The organism is Stutzerimonas xanthomarina DSM 18231 (assembly GCF_900129835.1).
Classification (GTDB): domain Bacteria; phylum Pseudomonadota; class Gammaproteobacteria; order Pseudomonadales; family Pseudomonadaceae; genus Stutzerimonas; species Stutzerimonas xanthomarina.
The window spans coordinates 179974-203370 of sequence record NZ_FQXA01000001.1 but is presented as its reverse complement, the minus strand read 5'-3'; the positions used below and the strand labels follow the sequence as shown (position 1 = coordinate 203370).

The following is a 23397-nucleotide window of genomic DNA, read 5'->3' as shown; positions in this document are numbered from 1 at the left end:
GGCGGTCGGGCAGGGCGACTGTCGGGCCGGGACGCAGCTGCTTTCCGCGGGCTGCACCGCCTGATGCGGTGGTTTTTCCACGGCTTGATACGTTAACGTCTCGTTCCTGCCCTGTATACCGCAACTCGATCCGGCGATCACCACGCAGGTGCAAGCAAGACGAGTCAACTAGCCCCAAGGTCACGGAGTTATTTTGTTGAAACGTGAAAACCCCATATCCATAGAGGGTCCGGCCGGCGTGCTGGAGGGCCTGTATTTCGATCAGCCCGAAGCATGCGGACTGGCGTTGATCTGTCACCCCAACCCGGTCAAGGGTGGGACCATGCTCAACAAGGTGGTTTCGACCTTGCAGCGCACGGCTCGCGACGCAGGCTATGCCACGCTTCGGTTCAACTTCCGCGGCGTTGGCGGCAGTGCTGGCAGCCATGACATGAATACTGGAGAGGTCGGCGACGCCGAGGCCGCGCTGCGCTGGTTGCAGGCGCAGCACCCGGAGCTGCCGCTGACGCTGTTGGGTTTTTCCTTCGGTGGCTTCGTCGCTGCGGCGCTAGCGGGTCGGGTCGAAGCGCGTGGTGAACCCTTGGATCGTTTGATCCTGGTCGCACCGGCGGTCTCGCGCCTGGAAGATCAGCCATTGGCCGAACGCTGTGAGTTGACCATCATCCAGCCCGATGATGATGAGGTTATCGAGCCAGCCTCCGTGCATGCATTCTCCGCGGGGCTCCAGCGTCCCCACGAGCTGTTGAAAGTGGCAGAATGCGGGCACTTTTTCCATGGCAAGCTGGTGGAGCTGAAAGAGCTGGTCGCGCCACGATTGGGTCAGGTGTGAGCTGACCTGCTGCGCATACCGTGTCGCGAACTGCCCTGGCCTCTCTGCCTTTCAACAAACTGCCAGCTGGCTCGCCGTTTGCGTCGACTGAATCGAGAACAACGTATGAAAACCCGAATCCTGACCGGTATCACGACTACCGGCACGCCCCATCTGGGCAACTATGCCGGCGCCATCCGACCGGCTATCGTGGCCAGCCGGGAAGCCGATGCCGATTCCTTCTACTTTCTTGCCGATTATCATGCGCTGATCAAGTGCGACGACCCGCTGCGCATCCAGCAGTCGCGTCTGGAAATCGCTGCCACATGGCTGGCCTGTGGACTTGATGCCGAACGGGTTACGTTCTATCGGCAATCTGACATCCCCGAGATCCCCGAGCTGACCTGGTTGCTGACCTGCGTCGCTGGCAAAGGCCTGCTGAACCGAGCCCATGCCTACAAGGCATCGGTAGACAAGAATGTCGAGCTGGGTGAGGACCCGGATGCGGGTATCACCATGGGACTGTTCAGCTATCCCGTGTTGATGGCGGCCGACATTCTCATGTTCAACGCACACAAGGTGCCGGTCGGGCGTGATCAGATTCAGCATGTGGAAATGGCGCGTGACATCGGCCAGCGCTTCAACCACCTGTTTGGCAAGGGCAAGGAGCTGTTCACCCTTCCCGCTGCGGTAATCGAGGAAGGTGTGGCGACGCTGCCCGGGCTCGATGGGCGCAAGATGTCCAAGAGCTACGACAACACTATCCCGTTGTTTGCCAGCGCCAAGCAGCTCAAGAGCACGATTGCGCGCATCGTGACTGACTCGAAGTTGCCCGGTGAGCCGAAAGATCCAGACAACTCTCACCTGTTCACGATTTACCAGGCGTTCGCCAGCCCGGCGCAGCTGGCTGAGTTTCGCGCAGAATTGTTCGACGGCCTGGCCTGGGGCGAGGCCAAGCAGCGTCTGTTCGATCTGCTTGATTGCGAGCTCGGCGAGGCGCGCGAGCGCTATCACGCTCTGATGCAGCGCCCCGGAGAGCTGGAGGATATCCTTCAGGCCGGCGCCGCCAAGGCAAGGAAGGTCGCCACGCCGTTCCTCGGTGAACTGCGGGAGTCGGTGGGGCTGCGCAACTTCCGCAGCGAAGTGGCCAGTGCCGCACCGGTGAAGAAAAAAGGCGGCAAGGCTGCTCGCTTCGCCAGCTTCCGCGAAACTGACGGCAGTTTCCGTTTCCGGTTTTTTGCTGCCGACGGTGAAGAGTTGCTGCTGTCACGGCCGTTCAGCGATCCCAAGACCGTTGGCTCGCTCAGCCAACGGCTAGTAGCGCAAGGCGTGGATGCGCTGGAACTCCGAGCCGATGAAGGAAATCAATTCACGTTGTGGCTGGCTGGTGAATGTATCGCTGACAGCCCCAGCTACGCCGATGAACAGACTCTCGAAGCCGCCATGCTGCGCCTGCGTCAGGCATTGGCGACACTTGCTGCGTAATTCCCGCAGTGGATGGGCCGATACAGTGTAGTCGGCGCGTCCCTGCTGATCTCATGCGAGGCTCCCGCGATTGAACGACCTGCGTAAATTGCCAACCACCGAGGGCGCGGCTAAAGTGTCGGCCCCGTTTCACTACCCAGACCCCGCCATGACCCCTCTTGAGCGCTATCAGGCAGACCTGAAACGTCCTGACTTCTTCCACGATGCCGCCCAGGAAACCGCGGTGCGTCATCTGCAGCGTCTGTATGACGACCTGATCACCGATGACCGCAACAAGTCCGGGCTGCTCGGCAAGCTGTTCGGCAAGAAGAACCCGGAACCGGTGAAAGGGCTGTACTTCTGGGGCGGCGTTGGTCGCGGTAAGACCTATCTGGTCGACACCTTCTTCGATGCGCTGCCATTCGAGCAGAAGACCCGTACGCACTTTCACCGTTTCATGAAACGCGTGCACGAAGAGATGCGTACGCTCAAGGGCGAGAAGAACCCACTGACCATCATCGGCAAGCGCTTTGCGGATGAGTCGCGAGTGATCTGTTTCGATGAGTTCTTCGTCTCGGATATTACCGACGCGATGATTCTCGCGACACTGCTCGAAGAACTGTTCAAGAACGGTGTCAGCCTGGTCGCAACCTCCAACATCGTGCCGGACGGTCTCTACAAGGATGGCCTGCAACGTGCACGCTTCCTGCCGGCGATTGAGTTGTTAAAAAAACACACCGAAATCGTCAACGTCGACAGCGGCATCGATTACCGTCTGCGCGCGCTGGAGCAAGCCGAGCTCTATCACTTTCCGCTCGATGCCGATGCCGAGAAAAGTCTGGAGAAGAGCTTCCGCAGTCTGCTGGCCGAGCAGTGCCGGATTCAGGAAAACGAAGCGCTAATGATCGAGAACCGCGAGATCGTCGCGCGCAAAGTGGCCAGTGGCGTGGCTTGGTTCGAGTTTCGCGAACTCTGCGATGGCCCGCGTAGCCAGAACGACTACATCGAGCTGGGCAAGATCTTCGATGCAGTACTGGTTTCCAACATCGAGCGGATGGACGTCTCCAAAGACGACATGGCGCGTCGCTTCATCAACATGGTGGACGAGTTCTACGACCGTAACGTCAAGTTGATCCTTTCCGCTGAAGTCGAGCTCAAGGACTTATACGCCGGCGGACGTCTGGAATTTGAATTCCAGCGCACCCTGAGCCGCCTGCTCGAGATGCAGTCACACGAATATCTGGCGCGTCCGCACAAGCCCTGATGCCGTTAAACCGACAGGCGCGCTGAAGGCTGGAAGGCTGAACGAAAAAAACCACGACGTGTCGGGTGAAACCGCCGAGTTCGCTCCCAGCTCCCAGTGAAGTAGGGCGGGGGAAACCCGCCGCGTGCGCTGGGGAAAGCGACATGGGCGTTCCAAATATTTGCCCGGGCAGGAGCGGACGCTGTCCTTCCTTCAGCTGCTCTTATGCCGGTACTGTTGCCGATATTGATTGGGTGACAATTCGGTGTGCTGACGGAACAGCCGGGCAAAGAAGCTCGCGTCGTCGTAACCCACTTCGTAGCTGATGGTCTTGATGCTTTTGCGGGTGGTGGAGAGCAGGTTCTTCGCCGTTTCGATGCGCAATCGCTGGAGATAGTGCAGGGGCTTGTCGCCAGTCGCCGTTTGAAACCGTCGCATGAAGTTGCGGATGCTCATGCCGTGATCGCGCGCCACGTCTTCGAAACGAAATTTCTCCGCAAAATGCTCCTCGAGCCATTCCTGAATTTGCAGGACGCGGGTATCCAGGTGCAGCTTCTGTCCGCCAAAACCAATTCTCCCTGGGCTGTAGTTGCGTCGGACCTCGAACAGAATGTCCCGCGCCATGCCCTGAGCGATATGTGCGCCGCAAAAGCGTTCGACCAGATGGATATACAGGTCACAGGCTGATGTGGTGCCACCCGCACAGTAAAGATTGTCGCTGTCGGTCAGATGCTTTTCCTGGGTGAACAGCACACGCGGAAAGCGTGCGACAAATTCCTGAGCGAAACGCCAATGGGTCGTGCCTTCGCGGCCGTCGAGCAACCCGGCTTCAGCCATCCAGAAGGCCCCGCTGGCCTCGCCGCAGATAGCGCTGCCGGCCGCATGCCGCTCCTGTAACCAGCGTGACACCTGCGGATAGCGTTGGCTGATCGCGTCAAAGTCGCCCCAGAACGCCGGCAGAATCACGGCGTCTGCGTCATCCAGGGCGCTGTCCACCTCAATGCACGGTCCGCTGAATGTACTGACCGAGCGCCCGTCCGGGCTGACCAATGAGGTCTCGAAGGCTGGGTTGAGATCGAGCCCCAGCTGTTTGCCGTAGCGCAAGCTGGCCATGTGGAAGAAGTCTTTGGCATGCAACAGGGTGGATGCGAACACACCGTCTGTGGCCAGAATGCTGATACGTTTCAATGGAGGGGCGGTGAGCATGCGTGGTCAGGCTGTTCCAGTTGTTATTGTTGGGCTGATGAGGGTGAAACTGCCGCGGTTCGGCGGGAGCGTCTTATTTTTTTACCTGACTGTCCAGTCCCAATCTAGGATGGATCGTGGAACCGCACGTACGGTTGACCGTCTGATCAGGCAAAGAGGGGCACCATGACCGCACATACACCACTACCTCGTGCCGACTTTCGCGGCTGGGATGGAAACACCGCCGCCGCGCGCGAGATCCAGAACCAGCTGGCTGGCAAGGTTGTACTGACCGACGACTTCGGTCCGTTAAAGCTGATCGCCGGCGTCGATGTCGGCTTCGAAGACGGTGGCAAGATTACCCGTGCCGCTGCGGTTCTTCTCGATGCCGAAACCCTCGAGCCGCTGGCACAGGCGCTGGCACGGATTCCGACCTGCATGCCCTACATTCCGGGGCTGTTGTCGTTTCGTGAATTGCCCGCCGTGCTGCAAGCACTCGAATCCCTCGATCAGACGCCCGATCTGATTTTTTCTGATGGGCATGGCATCGCACATCCGCGCTACCTCGGCATTGCGGCTCATCTGGGGGTTGTTACCGGCCTGCCGACTATCGGCGTGGCAAAAAAAATTCTTACCGGCCTGCATCAGCCGCTCGGCGAGCAGCGTGGCGAACAGGTTGATCTTGTAGACAAGACCGGCAGGATTATCGGTACCGTGCTGCGCAGCAAAGACAAGGTACGCCCGTTGATTATTTCACCGGGCAACCGCGTCAGTCTGGAAACCGCACCGCAACTGGTCATGCGGTATGTCACCCGCTATCGCCTGCCTGAACCGACGCGCCTGGCCGACCGCCTGGCTTCGCGTCGGGATGAGAAGCGCGCGGCTCCTCAGCAGGTGATGAATCTGGAATAACCTGGCTGCTTGCAGCGGGGCGGCTGCAAGCGCTAGCCTGCAAGCCCCGCTCAATCAGGTTTCGCCGCGATGCAGTTGGATCATGCGACAGGATGGTGCCGAGGCATTAGCCATTGCCCTTCGCCCAACTTCAACCCGCGTCCGGATGGCGAGATTTCCCTGCTGGTCATTCACAACATCAGTCTGCCACCGGGCCAGTTTGGAACCGGAAAAGTCCAGCAGTTCTTCCAGAACTGTCTGCCCTGTGACGAGCATCCCTTCTTTGCCGAAATAGCGAACCTGCAGGTGTCCGCGCACTTCCTGATCGAACGTGACGGCGCGATTACGCAATTCGTCTCCTGCCTTCATCGCGCGTGGCACGCCGGTGTGTCGTGCTTCGGTGATCGGCAAAGCTGCAACGATTTCTCGCTTGGCATCGAGCTGGAGGGTACTGACGAAATGCCATTCAGCGAAGCCCAGTACGACAGTCTGACTTCTCTGTGCCGCCTGCTTCAGCAAGCCTATCCGGCAATCACGCCGGAGCGGGTCTGTGGCCATAGCGATATCGCGCCGGGTCGCAAGACCGACCCCGGTCCCGCATTCGATTGGCAGCGTTTGCGCGCGGCCTCGATCGTTGCCTGAACGACCCTGACAGGATTCGATAGATGATTTTTCTCGTGGTGTTCCTGGCGCTCGTCATCGATAAGCTTACCGATTGGCGGCGAGTGGTACAGGATGACCAGCCTTGGCTGCGCTTGCTGGCGCGCATCGAGGGCGGTGCCCAGGCCAGACATGGGCCATGGCTGAGCCTGTTCTTTCTGGTGCTGCTGCCTGTGCTGTTGCTTGGCATGCTGTTGCTGGCGCTCGAGCCGCTGGCCTATGGCTGGCTAAGCCTGCCCTTGCATCTGCTGGTGCTGCTCTACAGCCTTGGTCGCGGCCAGAGCAAGCGCGAGCTCGGGCCGTTCCGCGATGCCTGGCGTCGTGGCGATGACGAAGCCGCTGCGCTGGTCGCCGAACGTGATCTGGGGCTCAGTGCGACGGATGCTCCGGGCCTGCTGCGTGCTGTGGAAGCACAGCTGCTCTGGCGCAGCCATCAAGGGTTCTTTGCGGTGATCTTCTGGTACGTGCTGCTCGGCCCCGTGGCCGCGCTTGCCTACAGGCTGCTGGGATTGACCCTGGAACACGCCAAGTCTGGGGCCGTGCGCGAGCGGGCCGGGCAGTTCAGGCATGCCTTCGACTGGCTACCGGTGCGTGTGCTGTCAGCCAGCTTTGGCTTGGTCGGCAATTTCGTCGCGGCCAATCGCGCCATCCTTGATGACTTGTTGCACTGGGGCGTGCCTGCCTCGCAGCTATTGGCCAAGGTCGGTCCGGTCGCGGCCGATCTGGATGAATCCTACGTCGGAGAGGCCGGCGTCGTTCGGCTCGATAGCCTTGCCGCCTTGCTGGTGCGCGCACGTATCCTCTGGTACGCAGCGATCGCGCTGTGGATTCTGTTTCTCTAACGCGTCGATAACGCTCAGCGTCAGCCGCGGACGTCCTGCATAAGTGTGGTGGATATGCCGGAATCGGCGTGTCTTCTGCCAGTTGCCGGGGTGGCACTCTGCCATTACCTTAAGTTACACAAGCCGCGTCCGATATCCCGTATAAGTTTTCTCGCACCATTCTCTGACGAGCCCTGTCGCAGCCTCGACGCTGCCGGCAATACAACAAAAATTGGGAGACGTCTTTTGAAAAGTCTGTTGTATCCGGCTATCGCCCTGATGAACCGTCTGAGCTTCGGCATGAAGTTCAGCCTGATCAGCGTGCTCTTTTTCGTCCCCATGCTGTTGACCAACTTCTATCTGGTACGCGACTCGTACCGAGAGTTTGTCGGCACACGTACGGAGCTGCGCAGCCTTGAGCTGCTGGGCACGGCATTGCAACTGCGCCGGGAAATGGAAGACTGGAAAGATCTGGTCGAGATCGAAGGCATCATCGGCCAGACCGGTGAAGTGCAGGCGTTGGTAACGCGCCTGGCCAATGCGGAACGAGAACTTTCCGCCCGGATGCAGAGCCTGACACCGGTCAGCGACAACCCCGAGCAGGTCGCTGAATTCAACCAACGGCGGGATGAACTGGACGCCGCGCTGCGTGAGGCACAATCGCAGCAGTCGCTGCAGGCCAAGGCTGCGATGGCCCGTGCCTTGCTGGGCAAGGCCCAGGTAATGATCAAGCTGATCGCTAGCCAGTCGGGCTTGAGCCAGGACAGTCAGCGCGACGTACGGCTGCTCTCCGAACTTCTGACTTCGGCGACGCCATCCATCACCGCTGCGCTTGGTGAAGGTCGGGCGGTGGGCTCCTATACCTTCGGCCAGGGTTACCTGAACTCCGATGCCAGCAACAAGCTGGACGACCTCTTGCTTGAGCTGGAGAAGCAGCAGGCGCAGTACGCTGCTCAGCTGCAGGATGTGCTGGGCAGCAGCCCTGCCGCGCAGCGCCAACTGGATGGTCAGGCGAAGGCCAGCCGCGACTCGCTGCAGTCGAGCAGCGACATCTTCCAGGATCAGGTGATCATGGCCGAAGCCCTGGATCAGCCCTGGGATAAATTCTACGACCTGATCAGCGCCGAGATGGCGAAGACCTACGCGCTCAATGACGCCATCCTCAGTTTTCTCGATGACGAGCTCGAACAGCGCCTCGAGCAGAAGCAATTGCTGATGGTGCTGCTGCTGATCGCGCTGGCGTTGGTCTTTGGGCTCGTCGTTTACCTGTACAGCGCGTTCTACATATCGACCCGTGCGTCGTTGCGCAGCCTTGGCGCGACCATGGATAAAGTCGCCGCCGGTGACATGACGGCACGTTTCAAGGTGCAAAGCCGCGACGAACTGGGTGAGCTGGGCCAGGTGTTCAACGAGACGGTATCGAAGATCCGCGAACTTATCGAGCGCGTCGGGCAGACGGTGGGCGAGGTGGAGCGTCAGGCTTCGCGCGTCGAAACCGTTTCTGGCGAGAGCAACCAGACGGTGTCCGAGCAGCGCGGGCAGATCGAGCAGGTTGCCACGGCAATGAACGAGATGTCAGCCACTGCGCAGGAAGTCGCCAGCAGCGCCGAAGCCGCAGTGGGCAGCGCGCAGAGCGTCAACGACGAAACCGTCAGCGGTCGCACTCTGGTCGAAGCGCAGGTAAGCGGCATCGGTCTGCTAGCGGCAGAGATCGAACAGTCGGTCACTGTGATCAATCAGCTGGCAAGCGACAGCAAAGCCATCAGCCAGGTGCTGGATGTCATCAAGGGCGTGGCCGAGCAGACCAACCTGTTGGCGCTCAATGCCGCAATCGAGGCGGCACGCGCAGGTGAACAGGGCCGCGGCTTCGCTGTTGTGGCAGACGAAGTGCGCAGCCTGGCCAAGCGCACACAGCAGTCGACCGAGGAGATCGAGCAGATGATTGGCCGCCTGCAGGGCGGGGTCGGCGCGGCGGTCAAGACCATGCACTCCAGCCATTCGATGGCAGAAGAGACCGTAAGCCAGTCGGCACAGGTTCAGCAGGCGCTTGAGAACATCCTTGGTGCGGTCGGTGTCATCGTCGATCAGAACCAGCAGATCGCTGCGGCCGCGGAGCAGCAGACCGCTGTCGCCCACGACATCGATCGCAACATTGTCTCGATCAATGAGGCTGGGCAGCGCACCGCGGAAGGCGCCGGCCACACCGAGCAGGCGAGTCGCGAACTTACCGAACTGGTTGGCCGTCTGCAGCAATTGATCGGGGCGTTCCGCGTCTGATTCTTTTCTCGGCTCAATCGAGAAACGAATCAGAGCAGATCGATCAGTCAATTCCAGCCAAATAATTCGCAGCTGTTGCGATAGCTCGACTCGGCCAGTTCCTCGGGACTGATGCCGCGAAGTTCGGCCAGTTCACGGCAGATGTCCGGAAGGAATTCCGGGCTGTTGCGCTGGCCAGCGTGGCTGTGGGGAGTGATGTCAGGTGCGTCGGTTTCCAGGACAATGCTGTCGAGTGGCAGCTGCTGCAGCACCCGGTGCATTCGATGCGCCTGAGGCCAGGTTCCTGCGCCGCCCAGTCCAAGTTTGAAACCCAGCTTGATGTACTCGCGAGCCTCTTCCCAGCTGCCGCTGAAGGCGTGGGCGATACCGGTGCGCTTGAGTTTGTGGCGCTTGAGCGTGGCGATCATCTCGGCGTGAGCGCGGCGAACATGCAGCAGCACTGGCAACTCGAATTCGTTAGCCAGTTCGAGCTGCGCTTCGAGTAGCTGCTGCTGGCGATCCTTGTCCGGGTCCTCGATGTAGTAATCGAGGCCTATTTCCCCGATGGCGCAGAGCTTGTCCTCGCCTCGCAACCGCTGCAGCCAGTCACGCAAGGCGTCGATGTGTTCCGGTCGATGATCCTGCAGGAAAACCGGGTGCAGCCCCAGGGCGGCGTACACGGCTGGCTGCTCCAGCGCCATCTGCCAGACTCGGTACCAGTTCGCCTGATGCACGCCGAGCACCAGGATCCGTTCGACACCTACGCTGGCGCAGCGGGCCAGCACCTCACCGCGGTCGGCATCGAAGGGGGCGAAGTCGAGGTGGGTGTGAGTGTCGATCAAGGGCACGGCAGTTGCCTCCTTTTTACGGCGGTGTGGTTCAACGGTGCGATTCTTCTTCGATCTGGATGTTGCTCACGCCCAGCTCGGCCATCCGACTGTGCTCGCTGGCGCGTTCCGGGATTTCCCAGGGCGCGTCGACGCTGGCGCGGGGTTCCTTGACGTGATGCAACAGGATCTCCAGTTCGGCCTGCTCAATGGCAGGTGCCTCGAAGGCGCTCATCGCCAATGACGCAGGCTCGCCATTGATCAGGTAGTGGATGCGGTAGCGCTTCAGTTCGGTCATGGCTGGGCTCTTTTGGGGTGGCATGTCCTGCATGCGACCACTGAAACCTCCTCAGGCTCCCGATTCATCACGCTCCGATTCGAGCAGCGCGCCCTTACGTTCGACGCCCCAGCGATAGCCGGTTAGCGCCTGGTTAGCTCCGACCACGCGATGGCAGGGCACCAAGAGGCCGACGGGGTTGCTGGCACATGCCCGGGCGACCGCGCGCGCGTGGCTGCCGAGCTCGGTGGCCAGCTCGCCGTAGCGGCGGGTCTCGCCCGACGGAATCTGCTGCAGCGCCCGCCACACCTGTTGTTGAAAGGCGGTGCCGCGCAAGTCCAGGGGCAACTGTGCAGCTCGGCTCGGCTCTTTCAACTGAGCCACGATCCTGTCTAGCCACTCGCCCAGTCCTGTCTGATCAGGTGTCAGCTCGGCCGCCGAGAAACGCGAATGAAGCTCGTCAAGCAGGGCTTGTTCTTCATCGCCGAACAGCAGCGCGCAAACGCCTTTGTCGCTCGCGGCGATCAGCAGCAATCCGAGCGGGCATGGGCTGATGGCATATCGCAAGGTTTCGCCCGCTGCCTTTCGCCTGCGCTGGGCTGGGCTGAGTGCCGCGGCGTTTTGATAGGCACCACGCGTGCTGCCGTACCCCGCATCAAGGGCTGCGCCAAGTACCGATTCGGCAGCGGGTAGCTGCATTTCCAGCCGCGCGCGCCGACGTGCGGCTGCCCAGGCGCGCGGCGTCATACCGGTGCGAGTCTTGAAGGCCCGTGCCAGGTGCGAAGAAGACAGGCCGATGCGCCCAGCCAGTTGATCCAGCGTTATCGGCTCGTCGCTTTCATCGAGCAAGCGACAGGCGGCGATGACCAGTTCATCGAGCTGCTCGGCCAGGCTCTGACCCTGCGGCGAACAGCGACGACAAGCGCGAAAGCCGGCGGCTTCCGCCTCACTGACATGCTGGAAGAAACTCACGCCGTCACGCCGCGGGCGACGCGCCGGACAGCTCGGTCGGCAGAATATGCGTGTCGAGTGCACGGCAAACACGAAGCGGCCATCGAAGCTCGCGTCGCGGTCGCTGAGCGCTTGCCAGCAGTGATCAAAATCGAGCATCACAGTGCTCCCTGGGTGAATGGTTCGGATTGTCCGCCGTGGCCGGTTCCATTGCCAATCCACAGTGCGCTTTCAAACTTGCGAGTGAGCATGGAAGCCTGCTGACGATTGCCGTAACCTGCAGATCTGCATAGCCAAAAAGGGTCTGTAAGCCGCTGATGAAAACGCCAAAACGACTCGAGCCGTTGGTCGAGGATGGGCTGATCGACGAAGTGTTGCGCCCGCTCATGAGCGGCAAGGAGGCAGCAGTCTATGTAGTGCGCTGTGGTGAAGAACTGCGTTGCGCCAAGGTGTACAAGGAAGCCAACAACCGCAGCTTCAGGCAGGCTGTCAAATATCAGGAAGGCCGCAAGGTTCGCAGCAGCCGCGATGCCCGCGCCATGGCCAAGGGTTCCAAACACGGGCGCAAGGAAAAAGAGGAAAACTGGCAGAACGCCGAAGTGGCCGCCTTGTTCAGGCTGGCAGACGCTGGCGTGCGCGTGCCCAAGCCGTACGACTTCCTCGATGGCGTGCTGTTGATGGAAATGATCTCGGGCGAGGATGGCGATGCTGCACCGCGCCTGAATGATGTCGATCTGCACCCTGACGATGCGCGTGAATTCCATGCCTTCATGATCGGCGAAGTGGTGAAGATGCTTTGCGCCGGCCTGGTTCACGGTGACCTGTCCGAATTCAACGTGCTGCTTGACGAGCACGGCCCGGTCATCATCGACCTACCTCAAGCGGTGGATGCGGCTGGCAATAACCATGCGTTTGAAATGCTCGAACGGGACGTTGGCAACATGTCGGCCTACTTCGGGCAGTTTGCGCCAGAGCTAAAGTTTACCCGCTACGCCAAGGAAATGTGGGCGCTGTATGAGGACGGCAAGCTGACGCCGGATTCCGAGCTGACTGGGGAATTTGCCGAGCCGGAAGATGCCGCCGATCTCGACGCGGTCATGCGCGAAATCAAGGCGACACTTGCCGATCAGGCGCGCAAGGAAGCGCTACGCAATGCCACGGATGAGCCCAGCGACGAACCGCCGACGCCGCCATGGATGCGTAACTGATCTCATCGACCGGCAGCCTAGGCGTCGTTACGAAGAGACGTTTCGCAGGAGCCAACGTGCTCGCGACCATGGCTCCGCCTGGCGCTCGGTGGGTGGCGGCGAGCAAGATGTCGCGATATTACGGGGCGCTGCGACAGGTTCAACAGAACTACGCTCTGGCTCGGGAATTCGGCCTATGCTGAAGCAACCTCGGGTCAGCCGGTGTTGCTGCGGAAAGGGGGCCGCGGTCAATCAGCCGCGGATTGGGCGTATCATTGCCCGGCGTTCAAACGTCAGGGGCAGGAGAGAGTCACAATGCAAGGTCAGCCACAGGTCATCGAATATCTGAAAGAACTGCTACGTGGGGAGCTGGCCGCGCGTGATCAGTATTTCCTGCACTCGCGGATGTATGCCGACTGGGGATTTACCAAGCTCTACGAGCGGATTAACCACGAGATGGAGGAGGAAACCGAGCACGCCGATGCGCTGCTCAAACGCATCCTGTTCCTCGAAGGCACCCCGGACATGACGCCTGAAGCAATTCATCCAGGCCAGACCGTCCCCGAGATGCTGCGCGCCGATCTGGCACTTGAATACAAGGTGCGCGAAGCCCTGGCCAAGGGCATCACTCTGGCCGAGCAGCACGACGATTATCAGACGCGTGAAATGCTTGAGTTGCAGCTGCTGGACACCGAAGAAGATCACGCCTACTGGCTGGAGCAGCAGCTCGGCATGATCGACCGCATCGGGCTGCAAAACTACCTGCAATCGCAGGCCAGCTGATTGATCATGAGGCCCGGCGCGATGCCTGGCCTTGTGTTTCCTTGGTGGACAAGCGGTGGTGCCCCGTTCAGCTGCGCTTATGGGGTGCACTCGACGAGCAGCACCCACCGGATTCCAAGTCCTTGAGGATGGGACAGTCCGGCCGGTCATCACCGTGGCAGGTGTCGACCAGTTCCTGCAGGGTGTCGCGTAACCCCACCAGTTCGGCAATCTTCTGATTGAGCGCTTCGATATGCGCACCAGCGACAGCTTTAACATCGGCGCTGGCGCGCTGGCGGTCCTGCCAGAGCCTGAGCAACTTGCTCACTTCTTCCAACGAGAAGCCCATATCCCGCGAGCGCTTGATGAACGCGAGGCGGTGCAGGTCTTCCTCTCCATAGTGGCGGTAGCCGTTGGCGCTGCGTCCGGCAGGCGAGATCAGGTCGATGGACTCGTAGTAGCGAATCATCTTGGCTGACAATCCGCTTTTTTTTGCTGCTTGGCCGATGTTCATGCTGAGGTCCAAGGGTGTCGGGTTGCAATTGTCGTTCGAAGAGGCCTTGGTGCCGCTGCACTCAACCGCAGGGCGGGCTGACCGCGGCACACCCATCATTCCTCCGGCTTCCAGCGCTTGAGCAGCAGCGCGTTGCTGACCACGCTGACACTCGACAAAGCCATCGCCGCGCCTGCCACGACCGGACTGAGAAAACCGAAGGCTGCCAGCGGAATGCCCACCAGGTTGTAGATGAACGCCCAGAACAGGTTCTGCTGAATCTTGCGATAGGTGCGGCGGCTGATCTCCAGCGCAGCCGGCACCAGCCTGGGATCACCGCGCATCAGAGTGATCCCCGCCGCATGCATGGCGACATCCGTGCCGCCGCCCATGGCGATGCCGACATCGGCGGCGGCCAAGGCTGGGGCGTCGTTGATGCCGTCGCCGACCATCGCCACCACCGCGCCGCCTTTTTTCAACTCGGCAACCGTGGCCGCCTTGTCCGCCGGCAGCACTTCGGCATGCACGCTGTCGATCTGCAGCGCCTCGGCCACCACGCGAGCGCTGCCGCGGTTGTCACCGGTGATCAGATGGCTGCGAATATGCCGTGCATTGAGGGCGGTGATGGCGTCCGCAGCGCCGTCCTTGAGGCTGTCACCAAAGGCAAACAGGCCAAGCACATGCGGTTGAGGTGCCGTTTCGATCAGCCAGGACAGCGTGCGGCCTTCGCTTTCCCAGGCTTCGGCTTTGCCCGCCAGCTCGCCCGGCTGCAGGCCGCTGTCGTCCAGCAGCCGGTGGTTGCCCAGCGCCAGCGAGCGGCCGTCGAGGTCGCCGGCGATGCCGCGCCCGGTGAGCGACTGGCTCCGATCCACGTTGGCTACTGTCAAGTCTTGCTCCGCGCAGCGGTCCAGCACCGCCTGCGCTAGCGGGTGTTCGCTGCCGCGTTGCAGTGCACCGGCCTGTTGCAACAGCGCGGATTCGTTACCATCGACCGCATGCAGATGAACGATGCGCGGTTTGCCCGAAGTCAAGGTTCCGGTCTTGTCGAAGGCGACCGCCGTCACGGAATGGGCGACCTCCAGCGCTTCAGCGTCCTTGATCAGAATGCCGTGGCGTGCGGCGACACCAGTGCCGGCCATGATCGCAGCGGGCGTCGCGAGCCCGAGTGCACAGGGACAGGCAATGACCAGCACGGCAACCGCGTTGATCAGTGCGACTTCAGCCGGCGCGCCGACAAACAGCCATCCCGCCAGGGTTAGCAGGGCGATGACTAGCACCGCCGGGACGAATACCTGGCTGACTTTGTCCACCAGCTTCTGAATAGGTGCCTTGGCCGCCTGGGCGTCTTCGACCAGGCGGATGATGCGTGCCAGCACCGTTTCGCCGCCCAGTGCCGTTGTGCGTACCAGCAACCGGCCTTCACCGTTGATCGCGCCGCCGGTGATGCTGTCACCCGGCGCCTTCGCTACCGGCAGGCTTTCGCCGCTGATCAGGGCTTCGTCGGCCTGGCTTTCGCCTTCGACCACTTCGCCGTCTACCGGGAAGCGCTCGCCAGGCTTGACCAGTACCAGATCGTCCAACCGCAGCGCGGCGATGGCGACATCCTCTTCACGGCCGTCGACAACGCGTACCGCACGATCCGGCCTGAGCGCTTCCAGTGCCCGGATAGCGGCGCTGGTCTGGCGCTTGGCGCGGCTTTCGAGGTACTTGCCCAGCAGGACGAGCGCGATTACCACAGCGGACGCTTCGAAATACAGATGCGGCATCTGCCCAGCCTCTGCGGCCCACCACTGGTAGAGGCTTAGGCCATAGCCTGCGCTGGTGCCGATCGCGACCAGCAGATCCATGTTGCCAGTGCCGGCCCGTACGGCCTTCCAGCCTGCCACATAGAAACGCGCACCAACAATGAACTGCACCGGTGTAGCGAGCACGAACTGCATCCAGGGCGGCAACATCCAGTGCAGCCCCAGCAGGTCGCCAAACATCGGGATGACGAGCGGCGCGGCCAACAGTAGCGCCGCGATCACGGCCCAGCGTTCACGGCGCAGCCGGCTTTCGCTCCGGTCAGTGGCGGGCTCACTATCGCTGCTGATCTGGGCCTGATAGCCAGCGGCTTCCACTGCCGCGACCAGTACCGCCGAATCAATCGCACCGAGCACCTCGATACGGGCGCGTTCGTTGGCTAGATTCACCGAGGCGCTGCGCACGCCTGGCACTTTCAATAGCGCTCGTTCAACGCGGCCGACGCAGCTGGCGCAGGTCATGCCTTCGATAGCCAGCTCCAGAGTTTGCACCGGCACGCCGTAACCGGCTTTTTCTATCGCCTGCACCAGCCTGGCGAGATCGGCGTCGTCGGCTTCCACCCGCACCTGCTCAGCGGCAAGGTTTACAGTCGCGCTGGCGACGCCGGGCACCTTGAGCAGGGCGCGCTCGACCCGTCCGGCGCAGCTGGCGCAGGTCATGCCGGCGATTGGCAGGGTGTAGGTTGCACTGTTCATCGGTTGCTCCGGATTGGCTGATGTGTCGATACTCAACCTTCACCTAATGGCAAGGTCAAGTCGAGCCATGAAGTGTCGCAGCCAAGCTATTGACCTTCCCGGTGTGGCAAGGTTGAGCATGACCATCGCGGTTTCAAACGGACAGGAGATTTAGATGCAGACATTCAATGTGAAAGGCATGACCTGCGCCCATTGCCAGCGCGCGGTGACTCAAGCAATCCAGTCGCGAGATGGCGCTGCCAAGGTAGACGTGGATCTGGATGCGGGTGTGGTGCGGGTCGACAGCAGTCTCGACGAAGCAACGATCAGCGCGGCAATCAAGGAGGAAGGCTACGAGGTTCGGTAGCTGACCCGCGGCAGCGCTTGCTGCCGCGCCTTCGCTTCATTCGGAGGCTGGGCTCCCCCAGTCCTTCACCAGACCACGGAAAACCGGATCGATCAGTGCGGCGCAATCCTTTTCGGGATCGAACAGGGTCGGGTCACGTGTCCAGTCACTGAACAGCCCTAAGATCAATGCGTGCAGCGTTCGCGCGGCCAGACGGGGCGTCACGCCCGGGTACAGGTTCGCGGCGGCGCTTTCCAGCAGCTTCTCGCACAGGTCGATAAACAGATTGATGAACGCATGGTGGCGTTCTTCGGCTTCGCGGAGTTCATCAGTGAATTCGCAGCGGTGCAGGAGGATCGTCATGACCCGACGTTTCTGTTCGTCCCGGCCCAATGCGCTGATTCCCTCAACGCAGAGCTCACGCAACACCCGCAGCGGTTGCTGCTGGGTGCAACTGCACAAGCGCTCGGCCATCTGCTCCGGTGGGAGGCGAACCTGGTTGAGCATTTCGTGAAACAGGTGCGCCTTGTTCTGGAAGTGCCAGTAGACAGCGCCGCGCGTCACGCCGGCATCCCGCGCGATCTGGTCGAGGCTGGTATGGGCCACGCCTTTGTCCAGAAACAGGCGCTCGGCGGAAGCGAGCAGAGCTACACGGGTCTTTTCGGCGTCTTCTTTGGTTCTTCGCATGTGAGGGCTACGGCAGCCTGACGCTGCATGAATAAGGGCCTTGGCGGCGGGCGATGCGGAGTTCGTCCTTCAACTTCTGCAACTTCTGATGTTTACAATCGTCTGTGTATGTAACAGCATCTCAGCTTCTCTGTAAACGTTCGATCTCGGCCGCCGCTTCGCTGCGCGTCGACGTTTCGGCTTTTTCCGCTTCGCGAGTTTTTGTTCATGCCCCTTCCGATTCTGCTCATTCTGGGCGCGCTTAGTGCCTTCGGCCCGCTGGCCATCGATTTCTATCTGCCCGCATTTCCCGCGATGGCACGTGCTTTTGGCACGGATGTGGAGCACGTACAGCTGTCGCTGGCGGCCTACTTCATCGGCTTGGCTCTCGGTCAGTTGGTCTACGGGCCGCTGGCGGATCGGTATGGACGGCGCTGGCCGCTGCTTGCGGGCGTGACGTTGTTTACCCTGGCATCGCTGGCGTGCGCGTTCGCTCCGTCGCTGGACTTGTTGATCGCGGCGCGTTTTATCCAGGCGCTGGGTGGCTGCGCCGGCATCGTGGTGACCCGCGCGGTGGTGCGTGACTGGTGCGATCCGGTGCAGGGCGCCAAAGTTTTTTCCCAGTTGATGCTGGTGATGGGGCTGGCACCGATCCTTGCGCCGCTGGCAGGCGGGCTGCTGATGAACGCGTTCGGCTGGCAGGCGATCTTCGTCTCGCTGACGGTTTTCAGCGCGCTGTGCGGCGTTGCGGTCGCGCTGCGGCTGCCGGAAACCTTATCGGCCGATGCACCCAGACACGCCTTGCGCGGAACACTTGGCCGCTACGTCACGTTGTTTCGTGACCGCGAATTCATCGCCTTTGCGCTGGCCGGCGGTGTAGCGATGGCCGGAATGTTTGCCTATATCGCCGGTTCACCCTTCGTCTTCATCGAGCTCTACGGCGTTCCGGCCGAGCACTACGGCTGGCTGTTCGGTAGCAATGCGGCAGGATTCATCCTCATCTCGCAGATCAATGCAAGGTTGTTGCGTCTGCGCGGCCCGGGTTTCTGGCTGCGGCGCCTGGTCTGGCTCTACTTCGCCTGCGGCGCGGCGTTGCTGTTGATTGCGCTGAGCAAGCCGGAGGCGCTGTGGCCGTTGTTGATTCCCTTGTTTGCCGGCCTGGCGAGCCTTGGCAGCATCCTGCCCAACGCGACCGCCTGCGCCATGGCGAAGCAGGGCAAGCAGGCAGGCTTGGCGTCGGCGTTGATGGGCAGCATGCAGTTCTGTGTCGCCGCCTTCGCATCGGCAGCTGTGGGGTGGATGCACAACGGCACAGCCGTACCGATGGCCTCGGCCATTACCGTGTGTGCTGGCCTGGCGGCGTGCCTGGCCTGGTATACCGGCCAGAGCAGCCTATCGCGCAGCGAGACCGCCTCGTCCTGAGGCGGTCCCGCATCCGTCAGAATCCTTCGAGGACGATCTTGCCTTTGGCCTTGCCGCTCTCGATGAAGGCATGGGCGCGGCGCAGATTCTCGGCGTTGATGGTGCCGTAGTGCTCACCCAGGGTGGTCCTGAGCACGCCGGTGTCGATCAGCTCCGCGACCCGGTTGAGCAGTTGGTGCTGCGCAATCATGTCAGGCGTCTGGAACAGCGAACGGGTGTACATGAACTCCCAGTGCAGCGACAGGCTCTTGCGCTTGAGCAGGCTGATGTCGAGGCTCGCCGGGTCATCGATCAACGCCAGGCGACCTTGTGGCCGCAGCGCTTCGACAATCTGCGGCAGGTGCGTATCGGTATGGGTCAGGCTCGCGACGTGGGTCACGTCATTGATGCCCAGACGCTGCAGCTCGGCGGCCAGCGGCTGGCTGTGATCGATCACTTCATGCGCGCCCAGTTCGCGCACCCAGGCTTGGGTATCGCTGCGCGAAGCTGTGCCGATGACCTGGAGCCCGGTCAGCTGACGCGCCAGCTGCGTGAGGATCGAGCCGACCCCACCTGCTGCGCCAATGACGAGCAGGCGCTGATCGCGGTCTTGCTTTCCTTCGCCTATCTGCAAGCGTTCGAACAGCAGCTCCCACGCGGTGATCGAGGTCAGCGGCAAGGCTGCTGCATCGGCAAACCCAAGGGTGGCTGGCTTGCGCCCGACGATGCGCTCATCGACGAGGTGCAGTTCGCTGTTGGCACCCGGGCGATCCAGCGCGCCGGCGTAGAACACTTCATCGCCGGGCTGAAACAGGCTGACGTCACTGCCCACCGCGCGCACCACACCGGCGACATCCCAGCCGAGCACCTGATGCCCGCCGGCCTCCGGCTGCACCCGCATGCGGATCTTGGTATCCACCGGGTTCACCGAAATGGCGCAGACCTCGACTAGCAGGTCGCGCGGGCCGGGCGTGGGCTCGGGCAGTTCGATATCCAGCAGTGAACGCGGATCGTCGATGGACAGGCATTGTTGGTAGCCGATGGCTTTCATCGTGGGTCTCCTTCTAGAACTGAGCATTCAATACCGCCATGTTCGGCTTTCGCGCTGCGATGAAAAACCGCATATTTCGCAGAGACTCTTTCAACGGAATATTGAAAATGCTGCGCAGCGATGACCTGCAGGTATTCGTGCTGACCGCTGAACTGGGGAGTCTGTCGGCCGCTGCTCGGCAGCTGGAATTGTCGCCGGCGGTTGCCAGCGCGGCGCTCAAGCGACTGGAAGTGCAATTGGGCTGTCGTTTGCTGGTGCGTTCGACCCGGAGCCTGAGACTGACCGACGACGGCGAGGCCTATCTGCCCCACGCGCGTTCAGCCTTGCAGAGTCTGATCGAGGGTCAACAGCTGCTAGCGGGCGGTAAAGCGAGCATCAGCGGCACGCTGCAGCTGTCGGCACCGTCAGACTTCGGCCGCAATGTGCTCCTTCCCTGGCTGGACGAGTTTCAGCTGCAGCACCCACGTTTAAGCCTTCGGCTGTTATTGGCCGATCGCAACGCCGATCTGTTTCGACAGCCGGTCGATGTCGCGCTGCGCTACGGACTGCCGGAAGACTCCAGCCTGGTGGCGCTATCGGTAGCTGCAACAAACAGGCGAGTGCTGTGCGCCTCGCCGGGCTACCTCGGCGTACACGGATCGCCGCGCTCGCTTGCCGAACTTGCCGACCATAACTGCTTGCGCTTCATGCTGGCGGGACGGGTGCACGAACGCTGGTGTTTCAGTGACGGTCGCCGTCAGTTGGAACAAGCGGTCAGTGGGGATCGCATCAGCGATGACGCCGATGTGGTGCGGCGCTGGGCGCTGACGGGGCAGGGTGTGGTGTACAAATCCTGGCTGGACATCGCTCAGGATGTGCAGATGGGGCGATTAGTCGTGCTGCTGCCGGAGCTGCTGGGCGAGCCGGCGCCACTGAACCTGATCTGCGCCCATCGTGCGCATCTGGGCGAGCGGGTGCGGCTGTTGCGCGAACATTTGGTCGAGCGTTGCCAGGTGCTGATGCAGCTGGCTCCTTTTTCGAGTTAACGGGCCGCGCGGCGGCGGCCCCTATCGATCACTTGGCCAAACGTGCGTCGAGGCTGTTCTGCGCCAAACGGCGCGCCTGTTCTTCGGTCATCCCCAGGCTTTCATGCAGAGCCATGAAGTTTTCGGTGACGTAGCCGCCGAAATAGGCCGGGTCGTCCGAGTTCACTGTCACCTTCACGCCTTGCTCCAGCATCTGCAAAATGTTGTGCTGGCTCATGTCATCGAACACGCGAAGCTTGGTGTTGGACAGTGGGCAGACGGTGAGTGGGATCTGCTCGTCAATCAGGCGCTGGATCAGTTTGGGGTCTTCCGCTGCACGCACGCCGTGGTCGATGCGGCTGACCTTGAGCAGGTCCAGCGCTTCCCAGATGTATGCCGGCGGGCCTTCCTCACCGGCATGAGCCACGGCGAGGAAGCCTTCGGCACGGGCCTTGGCAAAGACGCGCTCGAACTTGCTCGGCGGATGACCCATTTCTGAACTGTCCAGCCCGACCGCAAAGAACGCATCGCGGAACGGCATCGCCTGTTCCAGCGTCTTGAATGCTGCTTCCTCTGGCAGGTGGCGCAAAAAACTCAGGATCAGTCCGCTGCTGATACCGAGCAACTCGCGCCCGTCAGCCAGGGCGTCGCTGATGCCGCGCATGGCGACTTCGAACGGGATACCGCGTTCAGTGTGGGTTTGGGGATCATAGAAGGGCTCGGTGTGGACGACGTTTTGCTCTTCGCACTTCTGCAGGTAAGCCCATGTCAGGTCGTAAAAATCCTGCTCGGTGCGCAGCACGTCCGCCCCGGCGTAATAAAGATCGAGAAATTCCTGCAGGTTGCCGAAGTTGTAAGCGCTGCGCAGCGCATCGACGTTGTCCCAGGGGAGAACGATCTTGTTGCGTTCGGCCAGGCGGAACAGAAGCTCCGGTTCGAGCGAGCCTTCGAGATGCAGATGAAGCTCGGCTTTAGGCAAGGCGTTGAGCCAGTCGTACATGGGGAACCCCCGTCTGGAAAAATTGCATTTAATCATGTTGGGCGAATTGACCCCAACGTCAACTATCAGCAGCCAACAGATCACCCGTTGCGCTGTGCCGCTCGCTTGCTAACCGCTCGGCTTGTTCAAAAAGTGAGCAAATTGCCCCAGGCGAGACCAGACGGGCCTGACAGTCGTCAGCCCAACGGTTATCCACAAACTTGTCCACGGTGATTGCGGATAACCAGATGGATCAATAGTGGCGATTTGAAATCGCAGCTCTGGCGTTCTTGGAATGGTAAAAAAGCTCGAAAAATCAGTAGCTTTAGTAGCCGACGGTGGCCGCCTTATGGCGTTGGTTAAAAAATGAGCGACTTCGCCGAGGCCGCGCCAGGGCTGGGGTTGTCGGTTTGCTCACGTTGTTATCCACAATTTAATGCACATAAACGGTGGAAAACCTGGCGGCAAAAAAAACCGCGCTTTGCTGTCGCAAGCGCGGCCTTTAAAGGAGACGCGCCGTCAGGGCACGCCTCGACTACTTATCAGTTCTGCGGCGCTGGTGCGGGTGCGCTTGGCTCTACCGGCTCACCGACATCAGGCTCATCGTCCTCAGGCATGGTCACGTCGACATCAGGCACGGTGATAACCTTCTCCTTGGAACCAACATCCACTTCTGGCGCATCGACGTCATACTCCGGCATGTTGCCGCCTTCGACTTCCACGTCAGGGAGCGAACCTTCTTCGGTTTTTTCGACATCGCAACCGGCCATGCCCAAGGTGGTCAGCAGCACGGCACCGGGGATCAGCCACTTGTATTTGCTTTTCATTCGTCAGACTCCTGTTCGCAGCGGAATGCGTGTCTGGGCACTTCCACTCGATTGTGTTGGGGTGCATGCGCACGAGTGCGCCCGACCCAACGGCAAGTGCCGCTGTTATAGGGACTTCTCTGGTATCGCGCAGTTCAACAGTGAGCGAAGCTCAAGGGTCAAGCAGGTGCAGTTTTGAGCGGCCGCGGCTGATATCGGACAGCAATTTCTGCACCTGCGGTTGTTGCGCCGCGGGGAAGGCCAGTTGCAGCTCGGCACCTTCAGAATCGAAGATTTCGCTTTCGATCAGCGCGTCATAGTCGCTCAGGCGCGACTTGAGCAGCGCCAGTTCGGCAAAGCGGCAGTGACAGCTGCAGCGAACCCTGGCGACCAGTTCCACGCGTTCGCCTGCCTGCAGGCATTTCGCGGCGGAACCGCCGTAGGCACGGGCCAGCCCGCCGGTACCCAACTGAATGCCGCCGAACCAGCGAATCACCACCACGACCACCTGGTCGCAGTCCTGCCCTTCGATGGCGGTCAACATAGGACGGCCGGCCGTTCCGCCGGGCTCGCCATCATCGCTGAAGCGGTACTGACTGCCCAGCTTCCACGCCCAGCAGTTGTGCGTGGCGCTGGCATCGCTGACTTCCTGGATGAACGCCTGAGCCTCTTCGGGACTGGACACCGGCGCAGCCTTGGCAAGAAAGCGGCTCTTGCGGATGGTTTCCTGATATTCGCAAGGCGTGGCGAGGGTGGAGGTCATGTGCATCGCGAACTGGCAAAGGGATGACGAATTGTAGCGGCAGCGGTCGCCGCGTGGGATCAGATCCGCAACGCCTGTG

At 61.2% G+C, this 23397-nt stretch carries 23 protein-coding genes; 12 read left to right on the top strand and 11 right to left on the bottom strand.

All coding sequences use genetic code 11. From position 1 onward, the window contains the following. Positions 1-193 precede the first annotated feature (193 nt). The 3 genes from BUE09_RS00950 (at position 194) to zapE (ending at position 3536) form a co-directional block, all read left to right on the top strand. Complete coding sequence (locus tag BUE09_RS00950; RefSeq protein WP_073298860.1) at positions 194-829, top strand: alpha/beta hydrolase; 636 nt, start codon at positions 194-196, stop codon at positions 827-829. A gap of 105 nt (positions 830-934) precedes the next feature. Further along, positions 935-2293 (top strand): tryptophan--tRNA ligase, encoded by a 1359-nt coding sequence (locus tag BUE09_RS00945; protein ID WP_073298859.1) that lies wholly within the window; start codon positions 935-937, stop codon positions 2291-2293. A gap of 148 nt (positions 2294-2441) precedes the next feature. Continuing rightward, on the top strand, positions 2442-3536 hold the full coding sequence (zapE, locus tag BUE09_RS00940) for a cell division protein ZapE (RefSeq protein WP_073298858.1): 1095 nt from the start codon (positions 2442-2444) through the stop codon (positions 3534-3536). A gap of 192 nt (positions 3537-3728) precedes the next feature. Here the strand turns inward: zapE and BUE09_RS00935 are convergent, their stop codons facing one another. Beyond that, complete coding sequence (locus BUE09_RS00935; RefSeq protein ID WP_073298857.1) at positions 3729-4721, bottom strand: GlxA family transcriptional regulator; 993 nt, start codon at positions 4719-4721, stop codon at positions 3729-3731. A gap of 165 nt (positions 4722-4886) precedes the next feature. Between BUE09_RS00935 and nfi the strand changes: the two genes are divergently transcribed. The 4 genes from nfi to BUE09_RS00915 all read left to right on the top strand — a co-directional run bounded on the left by nfi (position 4887) and on the right by BUE09_RS00915 (position 9349). Further along, positions 4887-5612, top strand: a complete 726-nt coding sequence (nfi, locus tag BUE09_RS00930; protein ID WP_073298856.1) for a deoxyribonuclease V — start codon at positions 4887-4889, stop codon at positions 5610-5612. 69 nt (positions 5613-5681) lie between these two features. Then, positions 5682-6233: a 1,6-anhydro-N-acetylmuramyl-L-alanine amidase AmpD gene (gene ampD / locus BUE09_RS00925; RefSeq protein ID WP_073298855.1), complete on the top strand. Its 552-nt coding sequence runs from the start codon at positions 5682-5684 to the stop codon at positions 6231-6233. Positions 6234-6256: 23 nt separating this feature from the next. After that, a complete protein-coding gene (gene ampE, locus BUE09_RS00920) occupies positions 6257-7093 on the top strand; it encodes a regulatory signaling modulator protein AmpE (protein WP_073298854.1) in 837 nt (278 codons plus the stop codon). Between the two features lie 225 nt (positions 7094-7318). Beyond that, the gene (locus tag BUE09_RS00915; RefSeq protein ID WP_073298853.1) at positions 7319-9349 is read left to right on the top strand and encodes a methyl-accepting chemotaxis protein; all 2031 of its coding nucleotides are present in this window, start codon (positions 7319-7321) and stop codon (positions 9347-9349) included. A 47-nt stretch (positions 9350-9396) separates the two neighbouring features. Here the strand turns inward: BUE09_RS00915 and BUE09_RS00910 are convergent, their stop codons facing one another. Genes BUE09_RS00910 through ada form a run of 3 tightly spaced genes read right to left on the bottom strand, consistent with a single transcriptional unit; the run spans position 9397 to position 11542 of the window. After that, positions 9397-10176 (bottom strand): TatD family hydrolase, encoded by a 780-nt coding sequence (locus BUE09_RS00910; RefSeq protein ID WP_073298852.1) that lies wholly within the window; start codon positions 10174-10176, stop codon positions 9397-9399. 31 nt (positions 10177-10207) lie between these two features. Continuing rightward, positions 10208-10453, bottom strand: coding sequence for a hypothetical protein (locus tag BUE09_RS00905; protein ID WP_073298851.1), 246 nt, complete (start codon positions 10451-10453; stop codon positions 10208-10210). A gap of 51 nt (positions 10454-10504) precedes the next feature. Beyond that, on the bottom strand, positions 10505-11542 hold the full coding sequence (ada, locus tag BUE09_RS00900; RefSeq protein WP_073298850.1) for a bifunctional DNA-binding transcriptional regulator/O6-methylguanine-DNA methyltransferase Ada: 1038 nt from the start codon (positions 11540-11542) through the stop codon (positions 10505-10507). A 158-nt stretch (positions 11543-11700) separates the two neighbouring features. On the opposite strand from ada, the gene BUE09_RS00895 reads away from it, so the two are divergent. Beyond that, complete coding sequence (locus BUE09_RS00895; RefSeq protein ID WP_073298849.1) at positions 11701-12591, top strand: PA4780 family RIO1-like protein kinase; 891 nt, start codon at positions 11701-11703, stop codon at positions 12589-12591. Positions 12592-12885: 294 nt separating this feature from the next. Beyond that, on the top strand, positions 12886-13353 hold the full coding sequence (bfr, locus tag BUE09_RS00890) for a bacterioferritin (RefSeq protein ID WP_073298848.1): 468 nt from the start codon (positions 12886-12888) through the stop codon (positions 13351-13353). Positions 13354-13420: 67 nt separating this feature from the next. Here bfr and cueR read toward each other — a convergent pair whose 3' ends face one another. Next, on the bottom strand, positions 13421-13846 hold the full coding sequence (gene cueR / locus BUE09_RS00885) for a Cu(I)-responsive transcriptional regulator (protein WP_073299455.1): 426 nt from the start codon (positions 13844-13846) through the stop codon (positions 13421-13423). 95 nt (positions 13847-13941) lie between these two features. Continuing rightward, a complete protein-coding gene (locus BUE09_RS00880) occupies positions 13942-16323 on the bottom strand; it encodes a heavy metal translocating P-type ATPase (protein WP_073298847.1) in 2382 nt (793 codons plus the stop codon). A gap of 154 nt (positions 16324-16477) precedes the next feature. Between BUE09_RS00880 and BUE09_RS00875 the strand changes: the two genes are divergently transcribed. Further along, positions 16478-16669: a heavy-metal-associated domain-containing protein gene (locus BUE09_RS00875; RefSeq protein ID WP_073298846.1), complete on the top strand. Its 192-nt coding sequence runs from the start codon at positions 16478-16480 to the stop codon at positions 16667-16669. Between the two features lie 36 nt (positions 16670-16705). Here the strand turns inward: BUE09_RS00875 and BUE09_RS00870 are convergent, their stop codons facing one another. After that, positions 16706-17335: a TetR family transcriptional regulator gene (locus BUE09_RS00870; protein ID WP_073298845.1), complete on the bottom strand. Its 630-nt coding sequence runs from the start codon at positions 17333-17335 to the stop codon at positions 16706-16708. A 207-nt stretch (positions 17336-17542) separates the two neighbouring features. Between BUE09_RS00870 and BUE09_RS00865 the strand changes: the two genes are divergently transcribed. Beyond that, positions 17543-18736: a Bcr/CflA family multidrug efflux MFS transporter gene (locus BUE09_RS00865; RefSeq protein WP_073298844.1), complete on the top strand. Its 1194-nt coding sequence runs from the start codon at positions 17543-17545 to the stop codon at positions 18734-18736. A gap of 16 nt (positions 18737-18752) precedes the next feature. Here the strand turns inward: BUE09_RS00865 and BUE09_RS00860 are convergent, their stop codons facing one another. Next, positions 18753-19766, bottom strand: coding sequence for a zinc-binding alcohol dehydrogenase family protein (locus tag BUE09_RS00860; protein WP_073298843.1), 1014 nt, complete (start codon positions 19764-19766; stop codon positions 18753-18755). A 107-nt stretch (positions 19767-19873) separates the two neighbouring features. Here BUE09_RS00860 and BUE09_RS00855 point away from each other — a divergent pair, with 107 nt between their 5' ends. Beyond that, positions 19874-20791, top strand: coding sequence for a LysR family transcriptional regulator (locus BUE09_RS00855; RefSeq protein WP_073298842.1), 918 nt, complete (start codon positions 19874-19876; stop codon positions 20789-20791). A 28-nt stretch (positions 20792-20819) separates the two neighbouring features. On the opposite strand, the gene BUE09_RS00850 is transcribed toward BUE09_RS00855, so the two are convergent. The 3 genes from BUE09_RS00850 to BUE09_RS00840 all read right to left on the bottom strand — a co-directional run bounded on the left by BUE09_RS00850 (position 20820) and on the right by BUE09_RS00840 (position 23318). Further along, positions 20820-21770 carry an adenosine deaminase gene (locus BUE09_RS00850; protein WP_073298841.1) on the bottom strand — a complete coding sequence of 317 codons (951 nt, stop codon included), beginning with the start codon at positions 21768-21770 and terminating at the stop codon, positions 20820-20822. Positions 21771-22291: 521 nt separating this feature from the next. Further along, positions 22292-22576: a hypothetical protein gene (locus BUE09_RS00845; protein ID WP_073298840.1), complete on the bottom strand. Its 285-nt coding sequence runs from the start codon at positions 22574-22576 to the stop codon at positions 22292-22294. A gap of 151 nt (positions 22577-22727) precedes the next feature. After that, positions 22728-23318, bottom strand: a complete 591-nt coding sequence (locus tag BUE09_RS00840) for an IMPACT family protein (RefSeq protein ID WP_073298839.1) — start codon at positions 23316-23318, stop codon at positions 22728-22730. Between the last annotated feature and the right edge of the window lie 79 nt (positions 23319-23397).